This is a genomic window from Streptomyces sp. NBC_01471 (assembly GCF_041438865.1).
GTDB lineage: Bacteria > Actinomycetota > Actinomycetes > Streptomycetales > Streptomycetaceae > Streptomyces.
In genome coordinates, this window is sequence record NZ_CP109450.1 from 3,914,869 (window position 1) to 3,930,853 (window position 15,985).

Annotated in this window: 14 protein-coding genes; 7 read left to right on the forward strand and 7 right to left on the reverse strand. The window is 66.9% G+C overall.

The genetic code is table 11. The features are described 5' to 3' along the window. Position 1: 1 nt before the first annotated feature. From OG285_RS17170 to OG285_RS17180, 3 genes are all read right to left on the reverse strand, one after another. The gene (locus tag OG285_RS17170) at positions 2-541 is read right to left on the reverse strand and encodes a hypothetical protein (RefSeq protein WP_371791458.1); all 540 of its coding nucleotides are present in this window, start codon (positions 539-541) and stop codon (positions 2-4) included. 357 nt (positions 542-898) lie between these two features. Then, positions 899-1,981 (reverse strand): inositol-3-phosphate synthase, encoded by a 1,083-nt coding sequence (locus tag OG285_RS17175; protein ID WP_371791459.1) that lies wholly within the window; start codon positions 1,979-1,981, stop codon positions 899-901. A gap of 49 nt (positions 1,982-2,030) precedes the next feature. Beyond that, the gene (locus OG285_RS17180) at positions 2,031-2,711 is read right to left on the reverse strand and encodes a PadR family transcriptional regulator (protein ID WP_356826791.1); all 681 of its coding nucleotides are present in this window, start codon (positions 2,709-2,711) and stop codon (positions 2,031-2,033) included. A gap of 399 nt (positions 2,712-3,110) precedes the next feature. Between OG285_RS17180 and OG285_RS17185 the strand changes: the two genes are divergently transcribed. Together OG285_RS17185 and OG285_RS17190 are read left to right on the forward strand one after the other, a co-directional pair. Beyond that, a complete protein-coding gene (locus tag OG285_RS17185) occupies positions 3,111-5,819 on the forward strand; it encodes a transglycosylase domain-containing protein (protein ID WP_371791460.1) in 2,709 nt (902 codons plus the stop codon). A gap of 144 nt (positions 5,820-5,963) precedes the next feature. Then, the gene (locus tag OG285_RS17190) at positions 5,964-7,469 is read left to right on the forward strand and encodes a glycosyltransferase 87 family protein (RefSeq protein WP_356826917.1); all 1,506 of its coding nucleotides are present in this window, start codon (positions 5,964-5,966) and stop codon (positions 7,467-7,469) included. Between the two features lie 202 nt (positions 7,470-7,671). Here OG285_RS17190 and OG285_RS17195 read toward each other — a convergent pair whose 3' ends face one another. The 3 genes from OG285_RS17195 to OG285_RS17205 all read right to left on the reverse strand — a co-directional run bounded on the left by OG285_RS17195 (position 7,672) and on the right by OG285_RS17205 (position 10,516). Then, complete coding sequence (locus OG285_RS17195) at positions 7,672-8,703, reverse strand: alanine racemase (protein WP_356826793.1); 1,032 nt, start codon at positions 8,701-8,703, stop codon at positions 7,672-7,674. Positions 8,704-8,944: 241 nt separating this feature from the next. Beyond that, positions 8,945-10,063: a peptidoglycan bridge formation glycyltransferase FemA/FemB family protein gene (locus OG285_RS17200; RefSeq protein ID WP_266855242.1), complete on the reverse strand. Its 1,119-nt coding sequence runs from the start codon at positions 10,061-10,063 to the stop codon at positions 8,945-8,947. Positions 10,064-10,183: 120 nt separating this feature from the next. Continuing rightward, a complete protein-coding gene (locus OG285_RS17205; protein ID WP_371791461.1) occupies positions 10,184-10,516 on the reverse strand; it encodes a hypothetical protein in 333 nt (110 codons plus the stop codon). 266 nt (positions 10,517-10,782) lie between these two features. On the opposite strand from OG285_RS17205, the gene rpsF reads away from it, so the two are divergent. The 4 genes from rpsF (at position 10,783) to rplI (ending at position 12,496) form a co-directional block, all read left to right on the forward strand. After that, complete coding sequence (rpsF, locus tag OG285_RS17210; RefSeq protein WP_164258274.1) at positions 10,783-11,073, forward strand: 30S ribosomal protein S6; 291 nt, start codon at positions 10,783-10,785, stop codon at positions 11,071-11,073. Positions 11,074-11,145: 72 nt separating this feature from the next. After that, positions 11,146-11,751 carry a single-stranded DNA-binding protein gene (locus tag OG285_RS17215; protein ID WP_328328921.1) on the forward strand — a complete coding sequence of 202 codons (606 nt, stop codon included), beginning with the start codon at positions 11,146-11,148 and terminating at the stop codon, positions 11,749-11,751. 43 nt (positions 11,752-11,794) lie between these two features. Beyond that, complete coding sequence (gene rpsR / locus OG285_RS17220; RefSeq protein ID WP_003967857.1) at positions 11,795-12,031, forward strand: 30S ribosomal protein S18; 237 nt, start codon at positions 11,795-11,797, stop codon at positions 12,029-12,031. Between the two features lie 18 nt (positions 12,032-12,049). Then, the gene (gene rplI, locus OG285_RS17225; RefSeq protein ID WP_328328919.1) at positions 12,050-12,496 is read left to right on the forward strand and encodes a 50S ribosomal protein L9; all 447 of its coding nucleotides are present in this window, start codon (positions 12,050-12,052) and stop codon (positions 12,494-12,496) included. Between the two features lie 227 nt (positions 12,497-12,723). Here rplI and OG285_RS17230 read toward each other — a convergent pair whose 3' ends face one another. Further along, complete coding sequence (locus tag OG285_RS17230; protein WP_371791462.1) at positions 12,724-14,061, reverse strand: MATE family efflux transporter; 1,338 nt, start codon at positions 14,059-14,061, stop codon at positions 12,724-12,726. Between the two features lie 442 nt (positions 14,062-14,503). Here OG285_RS17230 and dnaB point away from each other — a divergent pair, with 442 nt between their 5' ends. Then, positions 14,504-15,964, forward strand: coding sequence for a replicative DNA helicase (gene dnaB / locus OG285_RS17235; RefSeq protein ID WP_356826918.1), 1,461 nt, complete (start codon positions 14,504-14,506; stop codon positions 15,962-15,964). Positions 15,965-15,985 lie beyond the last annotated feature (21 nt).

Below are 15,985 nucleotides of genomic sequence, written 5' to 3' on the forward strand. Positions count from 1 at the left end.
GCTACTTCTTGTAGTCCGTCAGGCAGAGGGTGAAGTCCTTACTGCCGCCGGTCTCGGTGTACGAGTTGTATTTGGTGGGGTCGCAGGTCTCGTCGCCATCCTTCTTCTCGGCGACCTTGTACTGGGCCTTCGCGTCGCTGCAGTCCACGACCTCAAGCTGCGGGTCGGTGTCGCTGGAGCTGCCGCGGTGCATGCAGTCTCCTACCTTGGCCGTGTCGGCATCGTCCCGGCTGGAGTACCAGCTGAAGGCCGCCACACCGATAACGACCACGGCGATGACGATCCTCAGGATCTTCTTGCCGTTGCCGGGACGCGGCGCCACCGGGGCCATCGGTATCTGCCCACCGCCCTGGTTGAAATACGGCGACGGTTGCTGCGGGACGCCGGGCTGTCCCGGCTGTCCGTACGGGCCGGGCTGCTGCCCGTACGGGCCGGGCTGCTGAGGCTGCTGTCCGTACGGATTGCCGCCCTGGGGCTGTCCATAGGGGGCATTGGGCTGCTGGGCGTATGGGTTCTGGCCCTGGGGCGGCGGAGTGGACATGGTTGGGATCCCCCTTGGAACGGTGCGCATCTGCGCAGCTGTCAACGCCCGTAAAATAGCGGGCCGCTCCGACATTCCTGTCACCGAGAAGGACTCTGTGGCTCTGATGTGACACATAAGTGCGTTGAAGACGGGCCATAAACGCAGCAAACGCTGCACAGCTGAAGTGACTGCCACAAGGGCCGACAAAGGCTGACTTTGTTGGGCAAGCCCGCAGAGCGATTCCGACCCTGTGACGGACAGACAGACAGAGAGCGGACGGACGGACTGGAGAGACGCGCGCGGACACGGAAAGAGCCCCGGACAGGCTGTCCGGGGCTCTCAACGGTCAGCGGTCGACCGTTCTCAGATGGAGCTTCAGCGCTCGACCTCGCCCTTGATGAACTTCTCGACGTTCTCGTAAGCCTCGTCGTCGAAGTACTGCACCGGCGGCGACTTCATGAAGTACGAGGACGCGGAGAGGATCGGGCCGCCGATACCGCGGTCCTTGGCGATCTTCGCGGCGCGGACGGCGTCGATGATGACACCGGCGGAGTTCGGGGAGTCCCACACCTCGAGCTTGTACTCAAGGTTCAGCGGAACGTCACCGAAGGCGCGGCCCTCGAGGCGCACATACGCCCACTTGCGGTCGTCCAGCCAGGCCACGTAGTCCGAGGGGCCGATGTGGACGTTGTCGGCGCCCAGGTCGCGGTCGCGGATCTGCGAGGTGACCGACTGCGTCTTGGAGATCTTCTTGGACTCCAGGCGGTCCCGCTCCAGCATGTTCTTGAAGTCCATGTTGCCGCCGACGTTCAGCTGCATGGTGCGCTCGAGGCGCACACCGCGGTCTTCGAAGAGCTTGGCCATGACGCGGTGCGTGATGGTGGCGCCCACCTGCGACTTGATGTCGTCGCCGACGATCGGCACGCCCGCCTCGGTGAACTTGTCCGCCCACTCCTTGGTACCCGCGATGAAGACGGGCAGAGCGTTGACGAACGCGACCTTGGCGTCGATGGCGCACTGCGCGTAGAACTTCGCGGCGACCTCGGAACCGACGGGCAGGTAGCAGACGAGGACGTCCACCTGCTTGTCCTTCAGGATCTGGACGATGTCGACCGGAGCCTCGTCCGACTCCTCGATGGTCTGGCGGTAGTACTTGCCGAGACCGTCGTGGGTGTGGCCGCGCTGGACCGTCACGCCGGTGTTCGGCACGTCGGCGATCTTGATGGTGTTGTTCTCACTGGCGCCGATGGCATCCGCGAGGTCGAGGCCGACCTTCTTCGCGTCGACATCGAAGGCGGCGACGAACTCGACGTCACCTACGTGGTAGTCGCCGAACTGGACGTGCATCAGACCGGGCACCTTGCCGGCCGGATCTGCGTCCTTGTAGTACTCGACGCCCTGCACCAACGAGGCGGCGCAGTTGCCCACGCCGACGATGGCTACGCGAACCGAACCCATTCCGGTTGCTCCCTGTGTGTTCTCGACAAAGCCCTGCGGACGCAGAGCTTCACTTGGCGATGTCCTCGGACGGATCCGGCGGGGCGGTACCCCGATGCCGGGGCAGGCCGCCCGTATCTCCTGATATGTCCTGCTGAGCGGCGTCGGCGTCGGGGGATCGTCGCTGATCCCGGCCCGCACGCTCGCTCTCGATGAGCTCGTTCAGCCAGCGCACTTCGCGCTCCACGGACTCCATGCCGTGCCGCTGCAGCTCAAGTGTGTAGTCGTCCAGCCGCTCGCGCGTCCGGACCAGAGAAGCGCGCATCTTCTCGAGGCGCTCCTCCAGTCGGCTGCGGCGACCTTCCAGCACCCGCATCCGCACCTCGCGCTCCGTCTGCCCGAAGAAGGCAAAACGTGCAGCGAAGTGCTCGTCCTCCCAGGTGTCCGGTCCGGTGTGCGAAAGGAGCTCTTCGAAGTGCTCCTTACCGTCCGCGGTCAACCTGTAGACGATCTTGGCGCGGCGTCCTGCGAGTGAAGCCGCCACTGCGTCCTCCGGGGCGCTGCCCGGCTCCTCGATCAACCAGCCGCTGGCGACCAGCGTCTTGAGGCAGGGGTAGAGGGTCCCGTAACTGAAGGCCCTGAAGATCCCCAGCGAGGTATTCAGACGTTTGCGCAGCTCATAGCCGTGCATTGGAGACTCTCGGAGTAGACCGAGTACGGCGAATTCGAGGATGCCGGAGCGCCTGCTCAACCTTCGCCTCCTCTGTCGTCCGGGTCACTTATGCCGTGCTGATGTATCGACTCGATACATCAGCACGATAGAACGACCTTGCGTTTGCGACAAGGGGAGCCATCGTGAGCGGCGTCACATCATCGATTCACAGGCAGCAACTTGCCTGATTTGAGCCGAACCTCGGCACTGGGAAGGTTTTGCGCGTGCGTAGTCTGTGCGGCATGCAGACTGCCGGGGACCGAGTGACACCAGGGGACGTCAGCCGTCTCGGTCCACGGAATGCAGCGCGTACGGGCCCGGCCGAGGGCCTGTGCGTACTGCGGATGCGCCCTCCCGAGGGGCTGTCCGCGGATCGGGGGGACCGGAACTCAACTGCCGTTTCCAGGCGTTAGTGCCTGCCCGAGGAGTAGTCGTTCGATGAGCGAGCACCGTCGCAAACCGCCACAGCAGCAGAGTGGTGGACGTGCCGCGGCCAGGCGAGACGCCCAGCAGCCTTCCGGCCGCCGCGCAGCTCCCCCGCGAACCACCGCCGGGTCACCTTCCGGTTCCCACGACGAGGAGGAGCGCCCCTACGGCGGTCGCGCCGAAGCAAGACGGGCCGCCCAGCGCAGCGGAGGTGGACGCCGTCGGGCTGCCGAGGCAGGTGCCGGTGGCCGCGGCGGGCGGCGCGGCGGCGGCCGGGGCGGGCGCGGCGGCCACGGCAACGGCCCGGAAGGCGGCCGTGACCGGGGTCCGAAGAAGAAGAGGTTCATCGACTATCCGCGGGCGAACCTGCACGGCTGGCGCCACTGGGTACCGTCCTGGCGGCTCGTGACCGGGCTCTTCGTCGGCTTCGTCGGCAGCATTCTGGCCGCGGGCTCCATCGCGTACGCCATGGTCGGCATCCCGGACGCCACCAAGACCTCGCAGGCGCAGAACAACGTCTACTACTGGTCCGACGGCAGCCAGATGGTCGCGACGGGCGGTGAGATCAACCGGCAGATCGTGCCGCTCTCGCAGATCCCCAGCGCGATGCAGAACGCGGTGGTCTCGGCCGAGAACAAGTCCTTCTACAAGGACAAGGGCATCGACCCGATGGGCATCGGGCGCGCCGTGTTCAACATGGCCAAGGGCGGTCAGACGCAGGGTGGCTCGACGATCACCCAGCAGTACGTGAAGAACTCGCGGCTCGGCCAGGAGCAGACGTTCAGCCGTAAGTTCAAGGAGCTGTTCATCTCCATCAAGGTCGGCGCCAAGATGCACAAGAACGACATCATGAGCGACTACCTCAACACGTCGTACTACGGGCGGGGCGCCTACGGGATCCAGGCCGCGGCCCGTACGTACTTCGGGGTGGACTCCGACAAGCTCAACCCGAGCCAGTGCGCCTTCCTGGCCACGCTGCTCAAGGGCGCCAGCTACTTCGACCCCGCGGGTGCCGTCGAGATCGACCCCGCGGCGACGCCGAAGGCCAACCTCCAGCGGGCCACCGACCGCTGGAGGTGGATCCTGGGCGAGATGGTCAAGGACGGCCGCCTTCCCGCCGCGGAGCGGGCCAAGTACAAGTCGTTCCCGAAGGTCGACCCGCCGAAGAAGAACGCCCAGCTGGGGGGCCAGACCGGCTACCTCGTCGACCTCGCTAAGTCGTATTTCGTCAACAACAACAAGCAGGGCATCACGTCCGAGGACCTTGCCAAGGGCGGCTACCAGATCCACACGACCTTCGACAAGAAGAAGGTCAAGGAGCTGATGGCATCCGTGGACAAGGTCCGCAAGAGGAGGATCAAGCCCAGCCTGCGGCCGAAGACGGACACCCACGTCCAGTTCGGCGGAGCGTCGGTGAACGCGCAGACCGGCGCCATCGCCGCTATTTACGGTGGCGAGGACGCGACGAAGCACTACACGAACAACGCCGACTACACGGGTGCGCAGGTCGGGTCGACCTTCAAGCCCTTCGTGCTGGCGGCCGCCCTGGAGTACGGGAAGCGCAATCCGGGCCTCGGCAAGGACCAGTCGGACTCGGACCGCACGCTCGTCTCGCCCAAGAGCCTCTACAGCGGCCAGAACGACCTGAAGATCCGGAACTACGACGGCAGCGTGTGGACGAACAAGGAGGGCAAGGAGTGGCTTCAGGAGAACGACGGCAAGGACTCCGTCGGTCAGGCTCCTGACTACCGCATCGATCTGCGTGAGGCGATGCGGCAGTCCGTGAACTCCGCATACGTCCAGCTCGGTATGGACGTCGGCACCGACAAGGTGCGCCAGGCGGCCATCGATGCCGGTCTGCGCGACGACAAGCAGAGCATGGCCAGCTCCGATTACCCCTCCTTCTCCATCGGTACCTCCAGCCCCAGCGCCATCCGGATGGCCGGCGCGTACGCCACGTTCGCCAACAACGGGCGCCAGAACGAGCCGTTCTCGGTCACCAAGGTCACCAGAGAGGGCCGGACGGCCTACGAGCACAAGCAGGTGGAGAAGGCGGCGTTCTCGTCGGCCATCGCCAGCAACGTCACCGATGTGCTGAAGACCGTGGTCGACAAGGGCACCGGAACCGCCGCCCGGATCCCCGGCCGGCAGATCGCGGGCAAGACGGGAACCACGGACGGCAACAAGTCGGCCTGGTTCGTCGGCTACACCCCGCAGCTCTCCACCGCCATCGACATGTACCGCTTCGACGACAACGCGAAGGGCAAGAACCGCCAGTTCGAGGAGATGTACGGCACGGGTAACGAGAAGCAGATCCACGGTGCTTCGTTCCCGGCGCAGATCTGGCACAGCTACATGACTGAGGCGCTCAGCAACACGCCGTCCGCGGACTTCCCGGCGCCCGAGCCGATCGGGAAGGTCGTCTACGGCAGTGGGGTGGCAAGCCCGAAGCCGACCCCGACGCCGACCCCGACGCCGACTCCGACCCCGTCCAGCCCGTCGCCCAGTCCGTCCGACACACCTTCCCCGACACCGTCCCCGACCGAGTCCTGCAACAAGTGGAAGGACTGGACCTGCGGGGATGACGGCGGGAGCGACGCCGGCACGGCGAACGGCGGCACCGACGGCGGTCCGACTCCCAGTCCTACCGACACCTCCGGCACCGGAGGGCCGGGTGGTGGAGGAGACGGTGGCGGCGGGTTCATCGGCGGGCCGGGCTGATGACCGCTCCATGAGCCGGGTCAGCTGATCCGGCGTCCGACCGCACCCGAGGGCCGCCACAGCGCACCTGCTGTGGCGGCCCTCGGGCTGTGCGGCCGCCCGGCAGCGGCAGCCCTCCACGCGGGCACAGCCGCGTACGGCAGGATGTGCGCCATGACGAGCGCGCACGAGGACCGGCCCGCACTGAAGACCGCAGAGCCCGTGGTGCGGCCCACTCAGCAGGACGAGACCGCCGCGGCGGGCAGCGAACTGATCGGGGGGCCTGCCGGGCGCTGGGCGCGCGGCGGCGCCGGCAGGCTCACCCCCGTCCGCGTCATCGCCCTGGTCGCGATCGGCATGTTCGCTCTCGGCATGGTGCAGAAGATGCCCTGCTACGACTGGGCGTGGTTCCAGGGGGCAACATCCCAGTACAACCACGCCTGCTACTCGGACATCCCCCACCTCTACGTCGGACGCGGCTTCGCCGACGACCTCGTCCCGTACTTCGACCGCATCAACGGCGACATGTCGTACCTCGAATACCCGGTGCTCACCGGATTGTTCATGGAGGTCGCCTCCTGGCTCACCCCGCACGGGGGCGCCATCCAGCACCGCGAGCAGATCTACTGGATGGTCAACGCGGGCATGCTGATGATCTGCACGGCCGTGATCGCGGTCTGTGTCACCCGCACCCATCGGCGCCGCCCCTGGGACGGCCTGCTGGTCGCCCTCGCCCCTGCCTTCGCGCTCACCGCCACCATCAACTGGGATCTGTTCGCGGTCGCTCTCACCGCTGCGGCGATGCTGATGTGGTCGAGAGGCCGCGCGCTCGCCTTCGGGGTCCTGATCGGCCTCGCGACCGCCGCCAAGCTCTATCCGGTGCTGATCCTCGGCCCGCTGCTCGTCCTGTGCTGGCGCGCCGGAAAGTGGCGTGAGTACGGGTGGGCCGTGTTCGGTGCGGCGGCGTCCTGGCTCGTCGTGAACCTGCCTGTCATGCTCCTCGCCCCCGAGGGGTGGAAGAAGTTCTACACGTTCAGCCAGGAACGGAACGTCGACTTCGGTTCGTTCTGGCTGATCATCACCCAGCGGACCGGCAAGCCTCTCGACGTGGGCAACGTCAACACCTGGGCGATGCTGCTGATGATCTTGGCGTGCGGGGGGATCGCGGCCCTCACCCTGACCGCCCCGCGCCGTCCGCGGTTCGCGCAGCTCGCCTTCCTGGTCATCGCCGCGTTCATCCTCACGAACAAGGTCTACTCGCCGCAGTACGTCCTGTGGCTGATCCCGCTCGCGGCCCTGGCCCGGCCCCGCTGGCGGGACTTCCTCATCTGGCAGGCCTGCGAAGTCATGTACTTCCTGGGTATCTGGCTGTACCTCGCGTACACGATGAGCGGCGACAAACCCAAGGGGCTGCCGCCCGAGGGCTACCAGTTCGCCATCGCCCTGCACTTGATCGGGACGCTGTACATCTGCGCGGTGATCGTGCGGGACATCCTGATGCCGGAGCGCGACGGCGTACGCCGGGACGGTTCGGACGATCCGTCGGGAGGTGTGCTGGACGGCGCGGAGGACGTGTTCGTGCTCGGGGCGGCCGCCCATCCGGCGCGGCACGCCGCCCATCTCTACGAGGGGCCGCAGGTCGAGTGGGGCAGCGGAACGGTGCGCGAATAGCCGGACGGCCGACCGCCGGGCGGGCGAACGGCGGGCGGGCGAACGGCGGGCGGGCGAACGGCGGGCGGGCGAACGGCGGGGGCGGGTACCGGTGCACCGGTACCCGCCCCCGCCGTTCTGCCGCGCTCCTCCAGGACCTGCTCCCGCTGCCCGGTGGTGGTCCGGTGGTAGTCCGGACGGTGTGGCTCAGTGACGGTGTGACTCAGTGATCGACGAGACGGTCGAACTGTGTCGTCGTATGCCGCAGATGGGCCACCAGCTCATCTCCCACCTTCGGCTCCTGTGCGTCCGAGGGGACGAACAGGATCGACACCTGCATGTGCGGCGGCTCGGCGAACCAGCGCTGCTTGCCCGCCCACACGAAGGGCGACAGGTTCCGGTTCACCGTGGCCAGGCCCGCACGCGCGACGCCCTTCGCGCGCGGCATCATCCCGTGCAGCGCCTTCGGCGCTTCCAGGCCCACCCCGTGCGACGTTCCGCCGGCGACCACGACCAGCCAGCCGTCCGAAGCGGTCTTCTGCTGCCGGTAGCCGAAACGGTCACCCTTCACGACCTGGGTGACATCCAGCACGGAGCCGCGGTACTGCGTCGCGTCGTGGTCGCCCAGCCACAGCCGCGTACCGATCCTGGCGCGGAAGCGTGTCTGCGGGAACTGCTGCTGCAGCCGCGCCAGTTCCTCGGCCTTCAGATGGCTCACGAACATCGTGTGGAGAGGCAGACGCGCGTTGCGCAGCCTGTCCATCCAGGCGATGACTTCCTCAACCCCGTCGGAGCCGTCCATGCGGTCCAGCGGGAGGTGGAGCGCGAACCCTTCCAGGCGTACGTCGTCTATGGCCGCGTGGAGCCGGCCGAGGTCTGCCTCGGAGACGCCGTGGCGCTTCATCGAGCTCATGCACTCGATCACCACACGTGCGCCCACCAGGGCGTGAACGCCGTCGACCGACGAGACGGAGCGGATCACCCGGTCCGGCAGTGGTACGGGCTCCTCGCCACGGCGGAACGGTGTGAGGACGAGCAGATCACCGCCGAAGGAGTCCTTCATCCGGGCGGCTTCATAGGTGGTGCCGACCGCGATGATCTCGGAACCGAAGCGCGTCACCTCGTCCGCGAGCCGGCCGTGGCCGAAGCCGTAGCCGTTGCCCTTGCAGACCGGAACGATCCCCGGGAACTGGTCGAGCACGGACTTCTGGTGCGCCCGCCAGCGCGCGGTGTCGACATAGAGGGTCAGCGCCATGGCCGGACCGGAACCTTTCTCGGAGCTGCGGTGTATCAGAGGTATGAACGGAACGAGTGGAACGAACGGAACGAGCGGGACCAACAACGAGGCTGGCTTGCCGGGCAGCGGGTCTGTACGCGGCCCTGCTGTCCCGCCGGATGGAATGCCACCGGATGGAATGCCACCGGACGGGCTGATGCCGAACAGTACGGCGCCGAACAGTACGGCCCCGAGTGGGATGACGGAACCATCATCACCCTTAACGGCGCGACATATAGATGTCGAGCGCCTTGTGCAGCAGCTTGTTGAGCGGGAAGTCCCACTCACCGATGTACTCCACGGCCTCGCCGCCGGTGCCCACCTTGAACTGGATCAGACCGAAGAGGTGGTCTGTCTCGTCCAGCGAGTCGGAGATGCCTCGCAGGTCGTAGACCGTAGCGCCCATGGCGTAGGCATCCCGCAGCATCCGCCACTGCATGGCGTTCGACGGTCGCACTTCCCGCTTGTGGTTGGCGGAGGCACCGTAGGAGTACCAGACGTGTCCGCCGACGATCAGCATGGTGGCCGCGGCGACGTTCTCACCGTCGTGCCGGGCGAAGTACAGCCGCATCCGGTTCGGATCCTCGGTGTTGAGGACCGACCACATGCGCTGGAAGTACGAGAGCGGGCGCGGCCGGAAGTGGTCACGCTCAGCGGTGATCTCGTACAGCCGTTGCCACTCCGCCAAGTCCTCGTAGCTGCCCTGGACGACCTCGACACCGGCCTTCTCGGCCTTCTTGATGTTGCGCCGCCACAGCTGGTTGAAGCCCTTGAGGACATCATCGAGCGAGCGGTTGGCCAGCGGAACCTGGAAGACGTAGCGGGGCTGCACGTCACCGAAGCCGGCGCCGCCGTCCTCGCCCTGCTGCCAGCCCATCTTCCGCAGCCGGTCGGACACCTCGAACGCGCGGGGCTCGATGTGTGTGGCCTCGACGTCACGCAGGCGCTTCACGTCCGGGTCCTGGATACCCGACTTGATCGCCGCCGCGTTCCACCGGCGGATGACCACCGGCGGCCCCATCTTCACCGAGAACGCGCCCTGCTCCTTGAGGTGGGCCAGCATCGGCTGGAGCCACTCGTTGAGATTGGGGGCGTACCAGTTGAGGACCGGCCCCTCAGGGAGGTAGGCGAGATAGCGCTTGATCTTGGGGAGCTGCCGGTAGAGCACCAGGCCCGCGCCGACCATCTGGCCGTCCTTGTCGAACCAGCCGAGGCTCTCCGAGCGCCACTCCGTCTTCACTTCCGCCCATGCGGGGACCTGGCAGTGACTCGCCGCCGGCAGGCTCTGGATGTACGCCAGATGTTGCTCGCGGCTGATGGTCCTCAGGGTCAGGCTCATGCGGGGCGCTCCTCGGCAGGCGTGTCCCCATGGGTACAGGGGCGTCGGCTCTCCCGCCGAAGCCTACTGCTGCCGTGGAACGCCCCGACTGGCCGTATCGGACAAGTGGCACAGCGGCCCTCAGCCCACCACTCCACCGAAGAGGCCGCCGTGCGCCATGCCGATGTAGAAGCCCACCGCGGAGGCACCGATCCCGAGGATCACGATGAACCGTTCGCGGGTCGTGATCGAGATGAACATCCCGTAGGCGCCGATCAGGATCCCCACCAGCCCTGCCCAGGAGCTCAGCAGATGCAGATTGTTGAATCCCGCCGCGACGAGGGCCAGCACACCCAGTACGAGCGCCGCCGCGCCCAGGCTGTCTTCCAGCGGGTGAGGCTTGCCGTCCGAGGCGAAGAGAGAGGCGATGGGGTTGTGCCGATCCGCAGGGTTGTGTCGCGCTGCCTGAGCCATCAGGCACCTCCTGACATAAGGCGGCGTACTGTAACGCCGCTCACATCCCACACCTAGAGAGTCTGCCCTGTGACCGCCGGATTTCAACCGGAAGCGGGTGTGCAGGTAGTCTGTACGGTCTGCACCGGTGTCTGCCCAGTCCAGTGAACAATCCCTTTCTCCGCGAAAGCGGATTGTCAGTGGCTGCCGATACCGTTGCGTACGCATCACGACCCTCCTGCCACGGAACGACCGTGGCCGCTGAGTCCAAAGGAGGTGGGTTCCACATGCGTCACTACGAAGTGATGGTCATCCTCGACCCCGAACTCGAGGAGCGCGCTGTCTCCCCGCTGATCGAGACTTTCCTCTCCGTCGTCCGTGAGGGCGAAGGAAAGGTTGAGAAGGTCGACACCTGGGGCCGTCGTCGTCTCGCCTACGAGATCAAGAAGAAGCCCGAGGGCATCTACTCGGTCATCGACCTGCAGGCCGAGCCTGCGGTCGTCAAGGAGCTCGACCGCCAGATGAACCTGAACGAGTCGGTCCTCCGGACCAAGGTCCTCCGCCCCGAGACCCACTGAGCGTCTAGCTCAGCAGTCATCGGGTCCGAGTAGCACCAAGCAGCCAAGCAATCCCCGCCGAGAGGTTCACCCATGGCAGGCGAGACCGTCATCACGGTCGTCGGCAATCTCGTCGACGACCCCGAGCTGCGCTTCACCCCGTCCGGTGCGGCAGTCGCGAAGTTCCGTGTCGCGTCCACTCCCCGCATCTTCGACAAGCAGACCAATGAGTGGAAGGACGGCGAAGGCCTGTTCCTCACCTGCTCGGTCTGGCGTCAGGCGGCGGAGAACGTCGCGGAGTCGCTTCAGCGAGGCATGCGCGTCGTCGTGCAGGGCCGGCTGAAGCAGCGGTCCTACGAGGACCGTGAGGGCGTCAAGCGCACGGTCTACGAGCTGGACGTCGAGGAAGTCGGCCCCAGCCTCAAGACGGCCACGGCCAAGGTCACCAAGACCACCGGTCGAGGCGGTCAGGGCGGCCAGGGTGGCTACGGCGGCGGTGGCGGCCAGCAGCAGGGCGGCGGCAACTGGGGCGGAGCCCCCAGCGGAGGCCAGCAGGGCGGTGGCGGTGCACCCGCCGACGACCCGTGGGCCTCCAACGCGCCGGCCGGCGGTGGCCAGCAGCAGGGCGGGGGCGGCTGGGGCGGAAGCTCCGGCGGTTCCGGCTCCGGCGGTGGCTACTCGGACGAGCCGCCCTTCTAGGGCAGCTCGTACCCCCACTTCTTGATCACACAGGAGAAACACCATGGCGAAGCCGCCTGTGCGCAAGCCTAAGAAGAAGGTCTGCGCTTTCTGCAAGGACAAGACCCAGTACGTGGACTACAAGGACACGAACATGCTGCGGAAGTTCATTTCCGACCGTGGCAAGATCCGTGCCCGCCGCGTTACCGGCAACTGCACGCAGCACCAGCGTGACGTCGCCACGGCTGTCAAGAACAGCCGTGAGATGGCGCTGCTGCCCTACACGTCCACTGCGCGATAAGGGAAGGGTGACCGAAAAATGAAGATCATCCTCACCCACGAGGTCGCTGGCCTCGGCTCCGCCGGCGACGTCGTTGACGTCAAGGACGGTTACGCCCGCAACTACCTGGTCCCGCGTGGTTTCGCGATCCGCTGGACCAAGGGTGGCGAGCAGGACGTGGCGCAGATCCGCCGCGCCCGCAAGATCCACGAGATCGCGACCATCGAGCAGGCCAATGAGGTCAAGGCCAAGCTCGAAGGCGTGAAGGTCCGTCTGGCCGTTCGCTCCGGCGACGCCGGCCGCCTCTTCGGTTCCGTCACCCCGGCCGACATCGCCTCGGCGATCAAGGCTGCCGGTGGCCCCGTGGTCGACAAGCGTCGCGTCGAGCTCGGTTCGCCGATCAAGACCCTGGGTGCCCACCAGGTGTCCGTGCGTCTGCACGCCGACGTTGCCGCTCAGCTCGGCATCGAGGTCGTCGCCGCGTAACGGCTGCGCTCAGCAGAGCATGGAAAGGGCCGCCTCCCTCGGGAGGCGGCCCTTTCGCCGTTTCACGTGAAACACCCCGGCGGCCGCTCAGCTGGGCGGCCTGCTGGCCAGTCCGTTGCTGCCGACCAGTCCGTCGAGCAATTTCGCCAAGGTCGCAGAGTCCGCGCAGTCCCCGATTCGGCCCGCCGGCTGAGTCCGCTGGATTCGGCCCGCGTGCAGTTGGCGGTTCAGCGCGTGGCACCCGTGACGATCCAGCGGCCCGAGCGGGCCCGGAACCAGAGTGTCACGGTCCGTACTGCCATCATCAGAGCCATTGCCCACCACAGCGCGGTCAGTCCGCCGCCCAGTGTCGGCACCAGAAGGGCCACCGGGGCGAAGACGGCCAGTGTGACGACCATGGCCCAGGCCAGGTAACGGCCGTCGCCCGCGCCCATCAGTACGCCGTCCAGGACGTAGACGATGCCGGAGATCGGCTGGGCGACCGCGACAACCAGCAGAGCCGGCAGCAGTACGTCTCGTACCGCCTGGTCGCCGGTGAACAGCGGGACGAACAGTGGGCGGGACGCCACGACCAGCGCGCCCAGCACCACTCCCGAGGCAATGCCCCACTGCACCATGCGGCGGCAGGCCTCCTTCGCCCCTTCCGCGTCTCCTGCACCCAGGTAGCGGCCGATGATCGCCTGTCCCGCGATGGCGATGGCATCCAGGGCGAACGCCAGCAGGCTCCAGAGGGAGAGCACGATCTGATGTGCGGCCACATCGGTATCGCCCAGGTGTGCCGCCACAGCGGTCGCGATCATCAGGACGGCCCGCAGCGAGAGCGTACGGACCAGCAGGGGGACCCCTGCCTGGGCGCAGGCCCGTATCCCGGCGGTGTCCGGGAGCAGGGAGGCGCCGTGCTTCCTCGCCCCCCGTACGACCACCACCAGATAGACGGCGACCATGGCGAACTGGGCGATCACCGTGCCCCAGGCGGATCCGGCGATGCCCAGTCCGGCTCCGTAGACGAGCGCGGCGTTGAGCGCGGCGTTGGCCGCGAAGCCGCCGATCGCGACGTACAGCGGAGTTCTGGTGTCCTGGAGCCCACGCAGCACGCCGGTGGCCGCCAGTACCACCAGCATCGCCGGAATGCCGATGCTGGAGATCCGCAAGTACGTGACCGCGTACGGGGAGGCGTCAGCCGAGGCTCCGAAGAGGCTGACCAGCCAGGGAGCGGTGGGCAGGACGACGGCGATGACGAGAACGCCGAGCAGCAGGGCGAGCCAGATGCCGTCCATGCCCTGCCGGATGGCGGCCTGCAGATCTCCCGCGCCCACCCGCCGTGCGACAGCGGCTGTCGTGGCGTACGCGAGGAAGACGAAGATGCTTACGGCTGTACTCAGCAGGGCTGCCGCGACCCCCAGTCCCGCCAGCTGACGGGTTCCGAGGTGGCCGACGATGGCGCTGTCGACCATGACGAAGAGCGGCTCGGCGACCAGAGCGCCGAAGGCGGGCACGGCGAGCGAGATGATCTCCCGGTCGTGCCGTCGGCGGCTGGGGTTCGGTGCCGTGGGGGCCTGTGTCATGCGGGACAATCTAATCTTCCACAGGTAAGAGATGCAATAGGTTTGTGACCCTTACGGAGCTTATCGTTCCGGCTCGGGCTGTGCGCTGTTTGTCGTGATCTTGGTCCAGTCGGAAAAGTTTTTCTCCCCCACAGCCGGTGGATGGTGAATGTGCAGGTCAGATGGGTGGTTGGGGTAGCGCTATGAGTTTGTCCACAGCGCTGTCCCCCGACCCGTGCACAGGTTTTGGTGAGTTACCCACAGGCTGCGGTCCGTCACCCACAGGGCCTGTGGATAACAGGATTGGCTGACGGTGTCTGCGGGCCTACCGTGGACCGTTGCCCGACGCGCCGTTCGCGGAGTCGGGCCCCTTGTTTGTCGGTGCCGTGCCGTAAGAAAGAGTCGCACGGCTAGGTCCGCGGAGCGGACGGGAGGAGGTGGCCCGGTGAGCATTCCCGAGCCCTTGGACGACCCCTGGGCTGAGAGCAGTCCGGGTGACCGTCTGCCCGTCTCCCGCCAGCGCCGCGGTGACGGTGCCGGGGGCCGGGAGCAGCACGACCGGGGCCGGGAGAACGGCTCGTGGGACGGAGGCTCTCCCGCGTTCGAGCGCGTACCCCCGCAGGACATCGATGCCGAGCAGTCCGTCCTGGGCGGCATGCTGCTCTCCAAGGACGCCATCGCCGACGTCGTCGAGGTCATCAAGGGCCAGGACTTCTACCGCCCCGCACACGAGACCGTCTACCAGGCGATTCTCGACCTCTATGCGAAGGGCGAGCCCGCCGACCCGATCACGGTCGCTGCCGAACTGGTCAAGCGCGGCGAGATCAAGAAGGTCGGCGGGGCGCCATACCTGCACACGCTCGTCCAGTCGGTTCCGACGGCTGCCAACGCCGAGTACTACGCCGAGATCGTCCACGAGCGCGCGGTGCTGCGCAGGCTCGTCGAGGCCGGCACCAAGATCACGCAGATGGGATACGCGGCGGACGGTGATGTCGACGAGATCGTCAACTCGGCCCAGGCCGAGATCTACGCCGTCACCGAGCAGCGCACTTCCGAGGACTATCTGCCGCTGGGCGACATCATGGAGGGCGCCCTCGACGAGATCGAGGCGATCGGCTCGCGCAGCGGCCAGATGTCCGGGGTGCCGACCGGTTTCACGGACCTGGACGCGCTGACTAACGGTCTGCACCCGGGCCAGATGATCGTCATCGCGGCCCGCCCCGCCATGGGTAAGTCGACGCTGGCGCTGGACTTCGCGCGGGCCTGTTCCATCAAGTCCGCGCTGCCGAGCGTGATCTTCTCGCTCGAAATGGGCCGCAACGAGATCGCGATGCGTCTGCTGTCGGCGGAGGCGCGGGTGGCGCTGCACCACATGCGGTCGGGTTCCATGACGGACGAGGACTGGACGCGACTGGCGCGGCGGATGCCGGACGTCACCGCCGCGCCGCTCTTCATCGATGACTCGCCCAACCTGTCGATGATGGAGATCCGGGCGAAGTGCCGGCGGCTCAAGCAGCGTCAGGATCTGAAGCTGGTCGTGATCGACTATCTGCAGCTGATGCAGTCCGGCGGTTCGCGGCGGCCCGAGAGCCGCCAGCAGGAGGTCTCCGACATGTCGCGAAACCTCAAGCTGCTGGCAAAGGAGTTGGAAGTCCCGGTCATCGCGCTCTCGCAGCTGAACCGTGGCCCTGAGCAGCGTACGGACAAGAAGCCGATGGTGTCCGACCTCCGTGAATCGGGCTCGATCGAGCAGGATGCCGACATGGTGATCCTGCTCCACCGGGAGGACGCGTACGAGAAGGAGTCCCCGCGCGCGGGCGAGGCCGACCTGATCGTGGCCAAGCACCGTAACGGTCCGACGGCGACGATCACCGTCGCGTTCCAGGGCCACTACTCGCGGTTCGTGGACATGGCGCAGACCTGATCCTGGTGGTCGAGCCTCGGC